Annotated in this window: 13 protein-coding genes; 4 read left to right on the forward strand and 9 right to left on the reverse strand. The window is 73.9% G+C overall.

Annotation, left to right across the window (positions count from 1 at the left end):
- Positions 1–76: 76 nt before the first annotated feature.
- A complete protein-coding gene (trhA, locus tag GA0070617_RS01280; protein WP_091432811.1) occupies positions 77–754 on the reverse strand; it encodes a PAQR family membrane homeostasis protein TrhA in 678 nt (225 codons plus the stop codon).
- Between the two features lie 86 nt (positions 755–840).
- On the opposite strand from trhA, the gene GA0070617_RS01285 reads away from it, so the two are divergent.
- The 3 genes from GA0070617_RS01285 to GA0070617_RS01295 are packed head-to-tail and all read left to right on the forward strand — an operon-like array spanning position 841 to position 3,225.
- Positions 841–1,626, forward strand: coding sequence for a 5-oxoprolinase subunit B family protein (locus tag GA0070617_RS01285; RefSeq protein ID WP_091445710.1), 786 nt, complete (start codon positions 841–843; stop codon positions 1,624–1,626).
- Positions 1,623–2,492: a 5-oxoprolinase subunit C family protein gene (locus GA0070617_RS01290; RefSeq protein ID WP_091432814.1), complete on the forward strand. Its 870-nt coding sequence runs from the start codon at positions 1,623–1,625 to the stop codon at positions 2,490–2,492. The genes GA0070617_RS01285 and GA0070617_RS01290 overlap by 4 nt, the downstream gene beginning before the upstream one ends.
- Positions 2,476–3,225: a LamB/YcsF family protein gene (locus GA0070617_RS01295; RefSeq protein WP_091432817.1), complete on the forward strand. Its 750-nt coding sequence runs from the start codon at positions 2,476–2,478 to the stop codon at positions 3,223–3,225. Before GA0070617_RS01290 ends, GA0070617_RS01295 begins: the two co-directional genes overlap by 17 nt.
- A gap of 55 nt (positions 3,226–3,280) precedes the next feature.
- On the opposite strand, the gene GA0070617_RS01300 is transcribed toward GA0070617_RS01295, so the two are convergent.
- The 7 genes from GA0070617_RS01300 to pdhA all read right to left on the reverse strand — a co-directional run bounded on the left by GA0070617_RS01300 (position 3,281) and on the right by pdhA (position 13,421).
- On the reverse strand, positions 3,281–5,119 hold the full coding sequence (locus GA0070617_RS01300; protein WP_091432820.1) for an NHL domain-containing thioredoxin family protein: 1,839 nt from the start codon (positions 5,117–5,119) through the stop codon (positions 3,281–3,283).
- Between the two features lie 146 nt (positions 5,120–5,265).
- Complete coding sequence (locus tag GA0070617_RS01305; protein ID WP_091432823.1) at positions 5,266–5,844, reverse strand: hypothetical protein; 579 nt, start codon at positions 5,842–5,844, stop codon at positions 5,266–5,268.
- 194 nt (positions 5,845–6,038) lie between these two features.
- Positions 6,039–8,957 carry a hypothetical protein gene (locus tag GA0070617_RS01310; protein ID WP_091432827.1) on the reverse strand — a complete coding sequence of 973 codons (2,919 nt, stop codon included), beginning with the start codon at positions 8,955–8,957 and terminating at the stop codon, positions 6,039–6,041.
- A 345-nt stretch (positions 8,958–9,302) separates the two neighbouring features.
- Positions 9,303–9,440, reverse strand: a complete 138-nt coding sequence (locus GA0070617_RS30315; RefSeq protein WP_175440401.1) for a hypothetical protein — start codon at positions 9,438–9,440, stop codon at positions 9,303–9,305.
- A 218-nt stretch (positions 9,441–9,658) separates the two neighbouring features.
- Positions 9,659–11,251: a dihydrolipoamide acetyltransferase family protein gene (locus tag GA0070617_RS01315; protein WP_091432829.1), complete on the reverse strand. Its 1,593-nt coding sequence runs from the start codon at positions 11,249–11,251 to the stop codon at positions 9,659–9,661.
- Between the two features lie 5 nt (positions 11,252–11,256).
- Positions 11,257–12,246 (reverse strand): alpha-ketoacid dehydrogenase subunit beta, encoded by a 990-nt coding sequence (locus GA0070617_RS01320; RefSeq protein WP_091432832.1) that lies wholly within the window; start codon positions 12,244–12,246, stop codon positions 11,257–11,259.
- A complete protein-coding gene (gene pdhA / locus GA0070617_RS01325; protein WP_091432834.1) occupies positions 12,246–13,421 on the reverse strand; it encodes a pyruvate dehydrogenase (acetyl-transferring) E1 component subunit alpha in 1,176 nt (391 codons plus the stop codon). The genes GA0070617_RS01320 and pdhA overlap by 1 nt, the downstream gene beginning before the upstream one ends.
- Before the next feature lie 474 nt (positions 13,422–13,895).
- Between pdhA and GA0070617_RS01330 the strand changes: the two genes are divergently transcribed.
- Entirely contained in the window at positions 13,896–14,729 is an 834-nt protein-coding gene (locus tag GA0070617_RS01330; RefSeq protein ID WP_091432837.1) for a hypothetical protein, read from the forward strand.
- Here the strand turns inward: GA0070617_RS01330 and GA0070617_RS01335 are convergent.
- The gene (locus GA0070617_RS01335; RefSeq protein WP_091432840.1) at positions 14,710–15,939 is read right to left on the reverse strand and encodes a hypothetical protein; all 1,230 of its coding nucleotides are present in this window, start codon (positions 15,937–15,939) and stop codon (positions 14,710–14,712) included. The genes GA0070617_RS01330 and GA0070617_RS01335 overlap by 20 nt on opposite strands.
- Positions 15,940–15,995: the final 56 nt, after the last annotated feature.

Genomic DNA, 15,995 nt, shown 5'->3' on the forward strand with positions numbered 1-15,995 from the left:
GGGTGTCCGGGACTCGGTCGAACAGGGACTCAGGCGAACAGGGACTCAGGCGGACAGGGTCTCAGGCGACAGGGTCTCAGGCGAACAGGGCGAAGTAGATGGCGATGTGGTGGCAGATCGCGGCCACCAGGGTGCAGGCGTGGAAGAACTCGTGGTGGCCGAAGACCGTGGGCCACGGGTTGGGCCGGCGCAGCGCGTAGCAGACCGCGCCGACGCTGTAGATCGCGCCGCCGACGGCCAGCAGCACCAGCGCGGTCACCCCGCCGACGTGCAGGATCGCCGGCAGCATCACCACCGACACCCAGCCCAGGGCCAGGTAGAGCGGGGCGGAGACCCAGCGCGGCGCGTGCGGCCAGATCAGCTTCACCGCCACGCCGCCCAGCGCGCCGCCCCAGACCAGGGCGAGCATCGCGGTCGCCGGTCGGGGCTCCAGCAGCAGGACGCAGAACGGGGTGTACGTGCCGGCGATGAACACGAAGATCATCGAGTGGTCCATCCGGCGCATCACCTGGTAGCCGCGCTCCGTCCAGACCCGACGGTGGTAGAGCGCGCTGGTGCCGAAGAGCCCGCACACGGTCAGGCTGTAGATGGCCGTGCTGACCAGTGGGGCCCAGCCTGGTCGGGAGGCCGCGATCGAGCAGAGGACGATGCCGCAGACGAGCGCGACGAAGAACGCGTAGGTGTGCAGCCAGCCGCGCATCCGGGGTTTGCCGATGTCGACCGGCTTCATGCGAAGCGGTGCGGAGGTGGTCACGACTAAAGGTTACGGCACCGTAGGTTACTTTCAGGTAGTGGCACCGGTCACGATGTTCGCGTCGCCGGATGCGGCAGGATGACGGGATGCGGATCCGACCCGTCGGCCGACACGCCCTGTTGCTCGACTGCGCCGACCCGGCACAGGTCGAGGCGTGGCGCGCGGAGCTGTGGCGACGCCGCCAGGGCGGGGAGCTGACCGCCGTCGAGATCGTGCCGGGGGCGCAGACCCTGCTGCTCGACGGGGTGCCCGACCCGCACCGCCTCGCCGCCCGGCTCACCGACTGGACCCCGGGCCCGGCACCCACCGCCGAACCGGATCCCACCAACGCCGGCACGCGGCCCACCACCGCCGAACCGGATCCCACCAACGCCGGCACGCAGCCCACCAGCGCCGGCACGCGGCCCACCAACGCCGGCACGCGGCCCACCAGCGCCGGCACGCGGCCCACCAGCGCCGAGCCGCAGCCCACCAGCGCCGGCCCGGGTGCCGGCTGGCTGGTCGAGGTGCCCACCGAGTGGAACGGCCCGGACCTCGCCGCCGTCGCGGAACACTGGCGGACCGGCGTACCCGAGGTGATCCGGCGGCTGACCGGCACCGAGTTCCGGGTGGCCTTCTGCGGCTTCGCACCCGGCTTCGCGTACCTGACCGGGCTCCCCGCCGAGCAGGCGGTGCCCCGACGGGCCACCCCGCGGACCCGGGTGCCGGCCGGCTCGGTGGCGCTGGCCGGGCCGTACGCCGGGATCTACCCGACCGAGTCACCGGGCGGGTGGCAGCTGGTCGGCCGCACCGACCTGCCCCTCTTCGACGTACACGCCGACCCGCCCGCCCGGCTCACCCCCGGCACCCGGGTCCGGCTGGTGTCCGCGTGACGTCGGCTCCCGCCGGGACGCTGACCGTGCTCCGGGCCGGCGCGTTGACCACCGTGCAGGACCTCGGCCGGCCCGGCTGGGCGCACCTGGGCGTACCCCGGTCCGGTGCGCTCGACCCGGGGGCGCTGCGGCTGGCCAACCGGCTGGTAGGCAACCCGGAGACGGCCGCCGGCCTGGAGATCACCCTGACCGGCTGTGAGCTGACCCTGTCCCGGGCCGGCACGGTCGCCGTCACCGGCCCGCCCGCGCGGGTCCGGGTCGGGAACCGGCCGGCGGACGTCGGCCTGCCGATCGCCGTACCGGCCGGGGTGCGGTTGCGGATCGGCCCGGCAGACCAGGGGGTACGCAGCTACCTGGCGGTGGCCGGCGGCCTCGACGTGCCACCGGTGCTCGGCAGCCGCGCCACCGACCTGCTCTCCGGCCTCGGCCCACCCCCGCTCCGCGACGGCGACCGGCTGCCCCTGGGCACCCCGGTCGGCGGCCCGGCCGGGGTCGACGTCACCCTCGGCCGGCCGGTGCCCGAGCAGCTGCGGCTGGACCTGCGACTCGGCCCGCGGGAGGACTGGTTCACCCCGCAGGCGGTGGAGCGGCTGCTCGGCACCCCGTACACGGTGGGGGTGCGGAGCAACCGGATCGGGGCGCGACTGACCGGCGCGCCGCTGCCCCGCGCGGTGGCCGGGGAACTGCCAAGCGAACCCCTGGTGCTGGGGGCGGTGCAGGTGCCGGCGGACGGCCAGCCGTTGATCTTCCTGGCCGACCATCCGACCACCGGCGGGTACCCGGTGATCGGGGTGGTGACCGACGTGACCGGGCTCGCGCAGGCCCGGCCGGGGACTACGGTGACATTCCATGGACCTCAACGCTGACCTCGGCGAGGGATTCGGGATCTGGCGGCTCGGCGACGACGAGGCGCTGCTCGACGTGATCACCTCGGCCAACGTGGCCTGCGGCTTCCACGCCGGTGACCCGTCCACCATGCGCCGGGTCTGCGCCGCCGCCGCCGAACGCGGCGTCGCCGTCGGCGCCCAGGTCGGCTACCGCGACCTGGCCGGCTTCGGCCGCCGGCACATCGCGTACGACTTCACGGAGCTGCGCGACGAGGTGACGTACCAGCTCGCGGCCCTGGACGGGTTCTGCCGGCTGTACCGGACCCGGGTGCGCTACCTGAAGCCGCACGGGGCGCTCTACCACGCGGCGGCCACCGACGAGACACAGGCAGCGGCGCTGGTGGCGGCGGTCAACGACGTCGACCACGAACTGCCGCTGCTCTGCTCACCCGGCTCGGTGCTGGCCCAACTCGCGGTCGGGGCCGGGCTGCGGGTGGTCGCCGAGGGCTTCGCCGACCGGGGTTACCTGCCCACCGGCGCGCTCACCCCGCGCACCCACCCCGGTGCCCTGCTCACCGACCCCGACGCGGTGGCCGCCCAGGCGGTCCGGCTGGCCACCGAGCGGACCGTCGTCGCCGTCGACGGCACCGTGGTCGCCTGCCCCGTCGAGTCGATCTGCCTGCACGGCGACACCCCCGGCGCGGTCGCCGCCGCGACGGCGGTACGGGCCGCGCTCACCGCCGCCGGGGTCACGCTCACCCCCTTCGCGTGAAAGGAAGGGCCCCTTCCTAACGCTTTCTGTACTAAAAGGGCCCCCTCCTTACACCTCAGGGGTCCAGGCCGCGCAGGACTAGCGGGAGCCGGGTGGGGGCACCGTCGACCACCCGGACCGGCACGCCCCAGTCCTGACGGGTGAGGTGGCAGGCCGCGTGCTCGACGTCCGCGTCGCAGGTCGCGGCCTGCGCCACCACCTGGAGCACCCCCTCGGCGACCGCCGGATTGACCACCAGCGGCCGGGACAGGTCGGTGCCGGTGCCCGCCCCGGAGAGCAGCAGCTCCGGTGGCGAGGCGGAGACCACCAGCCGGGTCGACGGTCCGTACGTCTCGTCGAGCTTCTGCCCCGGCGCGGGCGTGAAGACCACCTCCAGGGTGACCTCACCCGGAGCCAGGTCGGTGGGGCGGCGCTCGGTCCGGTGCCGGGGCCCGGCCACGGTGTCCGCGCCGGTCGCGGTGAGCGCCCCCGGGGCGAGCTGGGTCAGCCGGTGCGCCGTCGACTCGACCACGAGCACCGCGCCGTCGGCGGTCAGCACCAGGTCGCTCGGCTCGGCGAGCCCACCGGCCACCGTGCCGACCAGCCCGGTTGCCGGGTCGAACCGCCGGACCGCCCCGTTGTACGTGTCCGCCACCAGCACCGAACCGTCCGGCAGCGCGCAGACCCCGAGCGGATGCTGCAGAAGCGCCTGGTCGGCCGGCCCGTCCACGTGCCCGAAGTCGAACAGCCCCTGCCCCACCGCGGTGCTCAACACGCCGTCCTCGACGTACCGCAGGGCACTGGTCTCGCTGTCGGCGACCCACAGCCGGGTGCCGTCGGCGGAGGCGGCGAGGCCGGAGGGCTGGGCCAGCCAGACGTCCGGCAGCGGGCCGTCGCGCAACGCCTCCACCGTGGTGCCGGCGTACATTCCGGCGGTCCGCTTTACCGGGTCGAACCACCAGAGCTGGTGAATGCCGGCCATCGCCACGATCACCTTGCCGTCGTACCAGGCCAGGTCCCAGGGGGAGGAGAGGTCGACGGAGACCGCGTCGTGCGCGTGGTCGTCCACCGTGGAGCGCCACGGCCGGCCCGTCCCGGCCACCGTCGTCACCTCACCGGTGGTCAGCCGTACGCCGCGCAGCAGGTGGTTGACGGTGTCCGCGACGACCAGGTCGTACCCGGCCACCTCGGCGACGTGCCTCGGCAGCAGGCACAGCCCCTGCGGTTCGGCGAAGCTGGCCGCCTCGGCCGGTCCGTCGGCCCGCCCCCGCTGACCGCTGCCGATCACCCGGACCGGGGTCTCGCCGTCCGGCTCCAACTCGACCAGCCGGTGCCGGGCCGAGTCGGAGACCAGCAGGTGCCCGTCGGGCAGCGCCACCGCCTTGCCGGGGAAGCGCAGCGCCGTCTCCGGCTCGGCGGGCGGCACGTACGGGCCGTCGCCCCGGCGCAGGGTGCCCTTGGCCTCGTGTACCCCGATCAGCTCGTCGATCAGCCGGGTCAGTCCCTCGGCGTGACCCTCGCCGGCCATGGTGGCCACCACGTACCCTTCGGGGTCGACCACCGCCAGCGTCGGCCAGGCGCGGGCCGCGTACTGCTGCCACATGTCCAGCTCCGGGTCGTCGAGGACCGGATGGTGTACCCCGTACCGCTCGACCGCCGCCGCCAGTGCCGCCGGGTCCTTCTCGTGCTCGAACTTGGGCGAGTGGACGCCGACGGCGACCAGGACGTCGGCGTACTTCTGCTCCAACGGCCGTAGCTCGTCCAGGACGTGCAGGCAGTTGATGCAGCAGAACGTCCAGAAGTCCAAGATCAGAATGCGCCCGCGCAGGTCGGCGAGGGTGAGGTCCCGTCCGCCGGTGTTCAACCACTGACGGCCCTTGAGTTCGGGCGCACGGACGCGGGGCGAGGTAGCCATGCGATCAACCCTGCCACGCCACGGTGCACCCCGCCCGGCACCCCCGGCAACCCGCCGCCGGCCGGGCCCGCAATGCGAACGGCGCGGGTCCGGCGTCAGCGGTGGGTCACCGGGGGTGAGGCGGCTGGCCGGAGATCAACTATCGGTCACGGGCCCTTCGGCGCGGCCTTCCTGCTGCTTGCCTGTCCATACTGTTGTCCCTGCTGGGCGGGGGGCTGACCGCTGCCAGGGCCCTGCCCGGAGCCCCCGGCCGGGAAACTGGACTGCCGCATGGCCGCGGCCCTTGCGATTTCCCGCTCGACGTCAGTCGCAGTCTGGGACGTGTGGGTCTGCCGCGAACTGAAGGCCGCGGAAGGCTGCTGGCTGCTGCTCGCTCCGCTGGTCGGCCCCTGACCCGAGAAGGGGACCGGCGTGTACGCGGCCTGTGCCGTCTGCTGTTGCCTCAGGTCAGCGGCATTCTCCTGCTCGCGACGGGTCAGAAAGCTGCTGTAGACGTTGAGGCCATCGCTGGCCTCGTTCATCCTGCCGAGGTACCGCTCATCACGCTGCCTGTCGGACAGACTTCTGCCGTCGGACGGGTCGACGCCAGTCGCCGCGTACCAGCTGTTGCTTGCGCGGGCTCCCTGATAGGCATTCGCCAGCCTCTGCTGATCGTCGGAGTCGAACGGGTTGTAATTCGGCGGGCCGTGTGAAGGCATGTCGGACCCTCTCCAGTTCTTGGTCACCCTCCGTGGGTGACCGACCTCCTCGACTACGGTCCGGAGGCCCTGCGGTTCAAGAGGAACCGAGTCGATAGAGCGACGAACCTCACTGTTTATCCCGCCCGACACCGCAGCCGGGTCCGGCTCGTACGGCAGATGGGATGGACGCCGACGGGGGCTGCGGTGTCGCACCGCAGCCCCCGTGACGTGCCGGGTGGTTACTTGGCCGGTTTCAGGCAGAGCACCTTGTTCGGTACGTTGCCGCGCAACTCCGCGTGCGGCTGGCTCGGGTCGGCGCACTTGTCCTTGGCGTCGACCTTGGACACGATCGTGAAGGCGCCCTCGTCCTCGCAGTTGGCCGCGAGTGCCCGCTCACCGGACTGCTTGACGCAGGAGTTGACCGCCGGGTCGAAGGCCGCCGGGTCGTCACCGCCGCCGATCTTGCCCAACAGCAACAACAGACCCAGCGGTACGGCGAGGATCAGCGCCGCCGCGACCAGGACCGCTGCCAGCACCCGTCCGTTGCGGACCTTCGGTGCCGGCGCCTCGGGCTTCGGCTCGGTTGCCTCGGGCTTGAACGAGTCGAAGCGGCTCTGGTCCGCCTCGCTGCCACCGGTGGCGCCCGGCCAACCCGGCCCGGTCTGCTGTCCACCCGCCTGGTACGGGGGCGGGAAGGCACCCGGGCCCGGCTCGTTGCCCGGCACCGCGTGCTGCACCGCCGTACCACCGACCACCGGGGACTGCGGACCGCCGAAGCGGTCGTCGCCCTCCGGCGGGGCGTCGTGCGGCCGGGTGCCGTTCATCGGGCGCTTGACGCTGGTCGGCTCGCCGAACGACGGGGCTGCGGCGGGCGGGAAGGCCGGCGGAGCGGAGGTGGGGTGCGGCTCGCCGAAGCCCTGCGGGTGTGCGGTGGTCCGCTCGTGCTCGTCGAAGCGCGACTGCGGAGTCGGCCCGGGGCCCGGCCCGAAGCGGTCGGCACCTGCCCCGAACTGGTCCGGCCCCGGCCCGAATCCTCCGGAGCCCGGCTCGAGTCCGCCGGCTGCCGGCCCGAAGCCACCCGGGCCCTGGTCGGATCCGCCGGGGCCCTGGTCGAACTGGCCCGGCGCGCGGCCGTACGGCTCCGGACCCCGGTCGTGCTGCCCGGGAGCGGGGCCGAAGCGGTCGCCGCCCTGGTCGGCACGGTCCGCAGCCGGCGGGAAGCCCTGGCCGAACTGCCCCGGCGGCTGGCCGAAACCGCCCGGCCCCTGCTCGAATTGGCCCCGGCCCTGGTCGAACTGGCCCGGCCCCTGCGTGAAACGCCCTGTCGCCTCGTCGAACTCTCCCCGGCCCTGGTCGAACTGCCCGGCCGCCTGGTCGAACTGGCCCGGTCCCTGATCGGGTCGGCCCGGCCCGTCGTCGACCTGCCCACGGCCCTGGTCGAACGGGGCCTGGGCACCGTACGGGGCCGGCTCGGGGTCGCTCTGCTCGTCGCCTTCGGCGCGGGCCGGGCGACCGTAGACCCGGGGTTGGGGGACCGGCTGTCCGCCGGGCGGCAGCTCCTGGTCGGTCGGGGTGATGCGGCTGCCGGTCGGCACCGACGCGCTGGCCGAGACGCTGCCCTGGCCACCGGCCTCGTCGGCCTCGGCCGGTACGGCAGCCCGACCGCTGCCGGCCTCGACGGCGGCACGCGGGGACGGCACCAGCGGCCCCGCCGGGGGCTGGGACTGCTCCTGCGGGCTGTCGGCCGGCGGCCAGCCGCCGCCGGAGCCGTACTCGTGTCCGCCGGAGTTGCCCGGCTCGTAGGCCTGCGGGCCGCCGAACCCGGCCGGCGGGCCGAAGTCGGCCGGCGGTGCGGCGGCCAGGCTCGCCCCCGGTACCCGCTGCTCCTGACCCGGTGGCAGCGGCACGGCGTTCCCGGCCGAGATGCCGGGCCCCGGTGCCGGGCGGTACACCGGCGGTTCTTCGGGGCGGTCCGTGGCCTCGGCGGCGCGGTCCGGGCCGGCGTCGTTGCGGCCCCAGGCCTCGCCGGGGGCCCACGGCTCGGCGTCCGGCAGCACCGGTCGGTCGGCACCGGCCCACTGTGGTGGTTGTTCGGCCCCGCCGGCTCCCCAGGCGGCGGGTGGGGCACCCGGCACCGAGGCGCTGCCCCGGCCGGGTGGGGCAGCGCCGGGCGTCCACCCGGCGGGCTCCGGTCGGTCGTCCGGGGTGGGCTGGCCGCCCCAGCCGCCGGGCTGCGCGGATCCACTGGGCTGCCCGGATCGACTGGGCTGCGCGGAGCCGCTGGGCTGCCCGGATCCACTGGGCTGCGCGAAGTCACTGGGCTGCGCGGAGTCACCGGCCGCCGGCCACTGCGCCGGCTGGGATCGGTCGGCCTGACCGTCGTGGGGTGGCGACTGCCAGCCGGCCGGGGACTGCGGGGCCGGCGGTGCCCACGCCGCACCGGTGCCCTCGGCCGACGGTGGGGCCCAGGCGGCTGGCCGGCCCTGGTCGTCATCGGCGGGAGCCCAGCCACCCGATCGGGCGGGATCGTCCGATCCGGACGTGCCGGGGGCCCAACCGCCGGGCTGTGCCCTGGCCCCGGTGGTGGCCCTGGTCGGCTGGTCCCGGGTCTCGGCGTCGTTCGGCGCGGGCCAGTTGTCGTGGGTAGGTGCCGGCTGCTGCGGCACCGAGGCAGCACCCCGGGCACCCGCCGGCGACGGCGGCTGCTGGGCCCAGTCCGGTGTGGCCGGTGCCGCTGCCTGTGCCCAGGCGGGCTGGCCGGGCTCCGCCGGTGCCTGCGCCGGCGCGGCGGCCCAACCGGGGCCGGCCTGCTCGGGCGGCGGGTTGCCGGCCCAGGCCGGTTGGGGCTGGCCGGCCTGCTCGGACTGACCGGTGGCCCAGGCCGGTTGGGACTGCTGGCCGGCGGGGCCGCCCCAGTTGCCCGGCTCGCCGTGGCCCTGGGCGGCCCAGTTGGCGGTGGCGGGCTGGTCGTTCTGGGCGGCCCAGGCCGGGGCCGCCGGCTGGTTGGCCGGTGGCGGCGGGGCCCAGCCCAGGTCGGGAGCGTTGCCGTAGCCTTCGTGTTGTTGCGCTGGCCGGTCGCCGTACGGCGCCGGTCCGCCGGCGCCCGGCGACACCTCGTCCGGCTCTCGGCCGGGGTGGTGTGAGCCTTCGGACGTCATCGGTGCGCCTCCTCCATCATGTCGGCTGCCGGCGCCGGTCGGGTCCCGTCGGCGTGGCTGCCGGCGTCGCCAGCGGTCCCGGCCGCCCGGACTTCTCGCACCCTAGCCGGTGTCCGCCCGGGGCGACCGGCGAGCATCTAGCCGTCACTCCGCGTCGCCGGACCGTTTCGAGGAGCTTCTATCGGCTCGATCCGGGTCACCGGCCGCGGTGACGGCCGGGTCCCACCGTACCGGGCGCGCGCACCGAGGTGGAATCCCGGTGTCGACCGGAACGGATGCCGAAGACCCGCCCGGGAGGTCGGGCGGGTCAGTGCGTTGCGCGGTGTTGGAAAAGGGGTCGGGGGTTCAGCTCACGTGACGCTGAGCGATGGCGATGATCTCGTTGCGGACCGAGGGCGAGTTCGCGGAGCGCAGCGCGTGCTCGATGGCACGGGCGCGTCGGGTGGCGTCGCGGCGGTCGCGGATTCGCTTGATCATGCTCATGGTTCTCTCCTCCTGGCTTATTCGGTTGTCAGCCTGTCGTTGCCTCTATTCAAGCGCAGAACGCGGTAGGTTGCCATCGATTCTTAGGTGAGCTGCAACACCAGCCGAACGATCGAAGGTTCATCCCGTCTTTCGCCGACGTAACCGACTGCCAACGGCAACGGCCGGTGTGCCGGGGAGATCCCCGGGCACACCGGCCGTGGCGGGTGGTGCCGTGCTCAGGTCCAGGCGAGCAGGGCCGCCTCCGGGTCGCTGAGGAATTCACCGATGTCCCGCAGGAACTTCGACCCCAGTTCACCGTCGACGATCCGGTGGTCGAAGGAGAGCCCGAGGGTGGTCACCTGGCGGGGACGCACCTTGCCCTTGTGGACCCAGGGCATCTCCCGTACCGCGCCGAAGGCCAGGATGGCCGACTCGCCGGGCGGCAGGATCGGGGTACCGGTGTCCACCCCGAACACGCCGACGTTGGTGATGGTCAGCGTGCCGCCGGACATGTCCGCAGGTGAGGTACGGCCGGCCTTCGCCGTCTGCACCAGGTCGGTCAACGCGTCGGCCAGTTCGCGCAGCGAGAGCCGGCCGGCGTCCTTGACGTTCGGCACGATCAGGCCGCGCTCGGTGGCCGCCGCGATGCCCAGGTTGACGTAGTCCTTGACCACGATCTCGTCACCGGCCCAGGTGGAGTTGACCATCGGGTGGCGCTTGACCGCCAGCAGCACCGCCTTCGCCACCAGCAGCAACGGCGACACCCGGACGTCCCGCCACTCCCGGCGGGTCCGGAGCCGGTCCAGGGCCTTCATCGCCCGGGTCACGTCGACGGTCAGGAACTCCGTCACGTGCGGCGCGGTGAACGCCGAACGGGACATGTTCTCCGCGGTGAGCTTGCGTACCCCCTTGACCGGGATGCGCCGCTCCCGCTCCGCGCCGACGGCCGCGACCGCACCGGTGCCGGTCACCGTACCGGCGTCGGCCACCACGGCGGACGCCGTCGACCCGGCAACCGCGGCGGACGCCGTCGAACCGGCAACCGCGCGCTGGACGTCCTCGCGCGTGATCGAACCCGCCGGGCCCGAACCGGTCAGGGTGGCCAGGTCGACCCCGAGATCCCGGGCCAGCTTGCGTACCGGCGGCTTGGCCAGGACCGACGCCCGACCGTGACCGTTCGTCGACGCCGGGACCGTCGCGGCCGTGGTCGTCGAGGCGTCGGCCGTCGGCGCGGCGGTGACCGTCGGCGTGGCGGTGACCGGCGGCGGGGCCGTCGGCGTGGCGGTGACCGTCGGCGTGGCCGCCGGTCGGGGCACGTCGGTGGCCCGGGTCGGTGCGGCGGCGGAGTGGGGCGGGGCGGTGCCGCGCCGGGGGCGGCGCTTGGCCGCGGTGGTGCGCGGGCCGTAGCCGACCAGCACAGCGGTCCGGCCGCCCGGCGCGGGGCCGCCGATCAGACCCGGCTCGACCGGCTGGTCGGCCGGTGCCACCTCGACCGCGGCCAGCGAACCCGCCGACGGTGCCGGCAGGGCCGCGTCGGGCTGGCCGGTGGTCGACACCTCGGTCGGCTCCAGCGGCGGGGCGTCCGGGTCGGTGTCGATCGCGATGATCGGGCTGCCGACCTCGACCGTGGTCCCCTCGCCGTGGAAGATCGTCTGGACCCGGCCGGCCCACTTGGCCGGGATCTCCACGGCCGCCTTGGCCGTCTCCACCTCGACGATCGGCTGGTTCAGCTCGATGACGTCGCCCACCTTGACCAGCCAGGCGAGGATCTCGCCCTCGGTCAGGCCCTCGCCCAGGTCGGGCAGGTTGAACTCCTTGATCCGTGACATCCCGCTCACCAGCCGAAGGCGCGGTCGACGGCGTCGAGCACCCGGTCGAGGTCGGGAAGGTACTCCTCCTCCACCCGGGACGCCGGGTAGGGGGTGTCGAAACCGGTCACCCGCAGCACCGGGGCCTCCAGGGAGTAGAAGCACTCCTCGGTGATCCGGGCCGCGATCTCCGAACCCAGGCCCAGGTTGCCCGGGGCCTCGTGCACGACCACCGCCCGGCCGGTGCGGCGCACCGACTCGTAGACCGCGGTCAGGTCCAGCGGGGAGAGGGTGCGCAGGTCGATGACCTCCAGCTCGCGACCGTCCTCGGCGGCGGCGGTCGCCGCGTCCAGGCAGGTGCGGACCATCGGCCCGTAGGCGAGCACTGTCGCGTCGGTGCCGGGCCGCGCCACCCGGGCCGAGTGCAGCGGGTACGCCTGCGACAGCGGGACGTCCGACTCGACCGGACCCTTCTCCCAGTAGCGCCGCTTCGGCTCGAAGAAGACGATCGGGTCGTCCGAGGCGACCGCCTGCTGGATCATCACGTACGCGTCCTGCGGGTTGGCGCAGGTCACCACCTTCAGGCCGGCGGTGTGCGCGAAGTACGCCTCCGGCGACTCCGAGTGGTGCTCCACCGCGCCGATGCCCCCGCCGTACGGGATCCGGATGACCATCGGGATGCGGACCTTGCCCTGCGAGCGGTAGTGCAGCTTGGCCACCTGGGTGACGATCTGGTCGTACGCGGGGAAGACGAAACCGTCGAACTGGATCTCGCAGATCGGGCGGAAGCCGCGGATGGCCAGGCCGACCGCGGTGCCGATGATGCCGGACTCGGCCAACGGGGTGTCGATCACCCGCTGGTCGCCGAAGTCCTTCTGGAGACCGTCGGTGATCCGGAAGACGCCGCCGAGCTTGCCGACGTCCTCGCCCATGATGACGACCTTCGGGTCGTTCTCCAGGGCTTTGCGCAGGCCGGCGTTGAGCGCCTTGCCGAGGGTGAGCGTCTGCGTGGCCATCAGTGGGCGCTCCCCTCGAACGACTCCAGGTACGTGCTGAACTGCGCCCGTTGCTGGTCCAACTCGGGCGAGCCGTGCGGGTAGACGTGGTCGAACATGGTCACCGGTGCCGGGTCGGGCATGGCGAGCACCCGCTCGCGCAGGTGCACCGACTCGGCGCGGGCCTGCTCGTCGACGGCGGCGAAGAAGTCCGCGTCGGCGATCTGCTGCCGCTGGAGGAACGCCTTCATCCGGGCGATCGGGTCCTTGGCCTGCCAGGCCTCGACCTCGCTGGCGATGCGGTACCGGGTCGGGTCGTCGGAGGTGGTGTGCGCCCCCATCCGGTAGGTGTACGCCTCGATCAGGCTGGGGCCCTGGCCGAGCCGGGCGTTGTCGAGCGCGTGCCGGGTCACCGCGTACGTCGCCAACACGTCGTTGCCGTCGACCCGGACCCCGGGGAAGCCGAAGCCGGCGGCCCGCCGGTACAGCGGCACCCGGGTCTGCCGCTCCAGCGGCTCGGAGATGGCGTACTGGTTGTTCTGGCAGAAGAAGACCAGCGGGGCGTTGAAGACGCTGGACCAGACGAAGGCCTCGTTGACGTCACCCTGGCTGGTGGCGCCGTCACCGAAGAAGGCGATCACCGCCTCGCCGTCCTCGGTCCCGGTCTTGCCGTCCATCGTGACGCCCATGGCGTAGCCGGTCGCGTGCAGGGTCTGCGCCCCGATCACGATCGTGTACATGTTGAACTTGAACTCGTTCGGGTCCCAGCCGCCCTGGTCGACGCCGCGGAACAGGCCGAGCGGCATGATGGGGTCGATCCCCCGGCAGTAGAGCACCCCGTGCTCCCGGTAGGTCGGGAAGGCCATGTCCTGGGTGCGCAGCGCCCGACCGGCACCGACCTGTGCCGCCTCCTGGCCCAGCAGGCTCGCCCACAGGCCCAGCTCGCCCTGGCGTTGCAGGGCCGTCGCCTCGGCGTCCAGCTTGCGTACCAGTACCAGGTCCCGGTAGAGGCCGCGGTACTCCTCGTCGGTGAAGTCGACCCGGTACTCGATGCCGTCGGAGCCGGTGACGGCCTCGACCCGTTCGCCTTCCGGAGTGAGCAGCTGCACCAGTTCCGGGTCGCCGGTGGCGCGCTTCCTGGACCGTGGAGCGGCTCGTCGGCCACGGGCGGTGGCCCCGGGGTCTCCCTTTGCCATGCGTCTCTCCCTGTCATGTCGGTGCTGGCGGCGGGGGTCACCCGGCCGCACGACTGGTGCGACGGCCCGGCTGGCGCCGGACCGTCCTGGTTGCCGCGCCTGGCCCGGGTGGGGCTGCCGCACGGCGTGAGCCAGGCCCGGTGTGGCCGAACCCGACTCGGGAGCGCCGGCACCAACCGCGCCTACCGCGAGGGTGCGCGGAGGGTGTGGCTGCGTTGCCGTCGTGCTCCATAGTCGCAGAGAGGTGAGCGGGCACACAGTACGGCCGGCCCTCGATCGGGTTTACGGACCAGTTCGTGACACCCGCCTGAGCTGGGCCTGACACGACGAATTCCGGGTGTCGACACGCTGTGCGGGATAGCCAACCGAGCGTCACTGGTGCACCCTGATTGATGCGAGATGACAGCGATTCGAGGGTTTTTCCTATTTGGTGGTTGTCCTCCGGTTCGCCGGAGAGCGGACGAGGAGGATGCGGTGTCCGAGCATGGAGCGGGTCCCGGGTCGCCGCTGCTCGGCCGACACCGCCCGGCCGGTTACCGACGGGTGGTCGGCGTGCACCGGGCCACCGGCACGACCGGTCCCAGCCGGGGTTACCTGCTCACCGTCGCACTGCTCGCCGGTACGGCGTCGATGCCGGTTCTCGCCGCGATCAGCACCGGCTCGGCCACGATCGGCAGTACGGCCCCACCGGGCAGCGAAGCCCTGTTCATCCCGACGCCCTCGGCCGGGCCGGTGGTGATCCCCTGGCCGACGGCCAGTCAACCGGCGGTGACGCCGCCGCTGCCCGTCCCGGCAACGACCGCCACCGCCACGGCCGCCCCGGAGACTCCCGGGCCGCTCGTCCCGGTGGCCCCCGCGGCCCGCAGCGAGCCCGGCCGGCCGACGCCGCGCCCCTCGCCGCCGTCGAGCCCGGTCAGGCCGGCACCCGGACCGGATCCCTTCCCCGGCCACCCGTCGCCCGGCCCGACACCGCGTCCCTCACCGGCGCCGTCGCCCAGCCCCGCGCCGTCGCCCAGCCCGGCTCCCACCGCCACGTCGGGCCCACGGCCGGCACCGACCCCGTCCCGCCTGGTCGAGCCGACCGCCGCGCCGGGCGCGACCGCGCACCCCGATCCGGTGCCACCGGAGGAAGCGCCGGCCCCGGGTCCGGTGACCTCCGAGGCCCCTGCGGCCCCGGCCCCGTTGGCCTCCGAGGCACCCGCGGCCCCGGAGGCCTCCGGCCCGGTCCCGCCGACCCTGGCGGCACCAGTCCCGGCGGGGTCGGACGCGGAGGTGCACCCGGGTCGGGTCAGAAACCCTCGTCGGTGAGGCGTTGCCGGTTCGCCTCGATCCAGGCGTTCAGCGCGACCGGATCGTCCGGGTCGATGCCGTCGGCCATCAGCTGCGCCACCGCGGCGGTGGCCGGGCTGCGCCGCTCACCGGTGGAGTAGAGCCGGGCGAACTCCGGCACCATCTCCTCGATGGCCTCGTCGGTCTGCGTCGCCGCCCGCTCCGGCAGGGCGCGCTGGCGGGCCGCGTACCCGGCCCAGGCGCGCAGCACCCGGGGCAGCATGGCCGCGTCGTCCATGTCCAGCACCGCCCGCCGGTGCACCCAGTCGAGCAGGAACAACCCGGCGACCGCCGGGCTCCACCGCATCGGGTCGGCCTGCGGGAAGGTGGCCGCGTGGTCCAGCAGCAGGCTCAGGCAGAAGTGCAGCGAGGCCTGATCGGCGCCGTCGACAGCGTCCAGGCCGAACCGGGCGGCCTCCGGGCCGGCGAGGAACCGGCGTACCAGCTCGGTCCGCTCGGCCGCGGACAGCGGCTCCGCCGCGCCGGCGTCGACGGTGGTGTCGGTGTCGGTGTCGGGCAACAGGGCCAACCGGGCGCCGAACAACGCCCGGTCGGTGGCGAGGGAGCCCTCCCCGGGCAGCTCGGACAGCTCGTCGGTGATCGCCAGGTGGCGCCCCACCTCGGCACGCATCCGGGCCGGATCCTCCTGCCGGAACCAGGTCAGCTCGTCACCGGCACACATCTGCCGGACCTGTTCCAGGATCGGCGCGGCGGGGCTGCCGACGAAGACGTCCTTGGTGATTCCGATGTTGTGGTCGACCAGGGCGACCAGGGCGTGTTCCGGTCCGCCGGCGTCGTCGTCGTAGGCGAAGGTGGCCAGGTAGGAGGTCTGGTCGCCGTACACGTCGCCGTAGGCCCAGGTGCCGGTGAGATGCACCCGGCCGAGCTGGCCGGACCAGGTAGGCGCCTGGGCGCCGGGGCGGACCTTGGCGGTCCCCTCGGCGTCGGGAACCAGGGCGGCGAAGACCGCCCGGATGGTGGTCGCCGCCGCCGTGCGGCGACGGGAGGTGACGGTCAGGAAGCCGCCGACGAACTCTCGCACGGCGGTGTTCCGGTCGGTCTCGGCGATGGCGTAGACGCTGCCGAGCAGGGCGGTGCCGAGCATCTCGGCGTCGAGGGCACAGTCCAGCCTGGTCACGTCGCGGGCGGCGTGCAGTACCGCGTCGTAAGGGGTCTTTGGCGTGGCCATGCACCGAACCCTACGCCGCCGACGCGCCCGTGACACCGGTTGCCGACCCGCCCACC

This window comes from Micromonospora yangpuensis (assembly GCF_900091615.1).
Taxonomy (GTDB): domain Bacteria; phylum Actinomycetota; class Actinomycetes; order Mycobacteriales; family Micromonosporaceae; genus Micromonospora; species Micromonospora yangpuensis.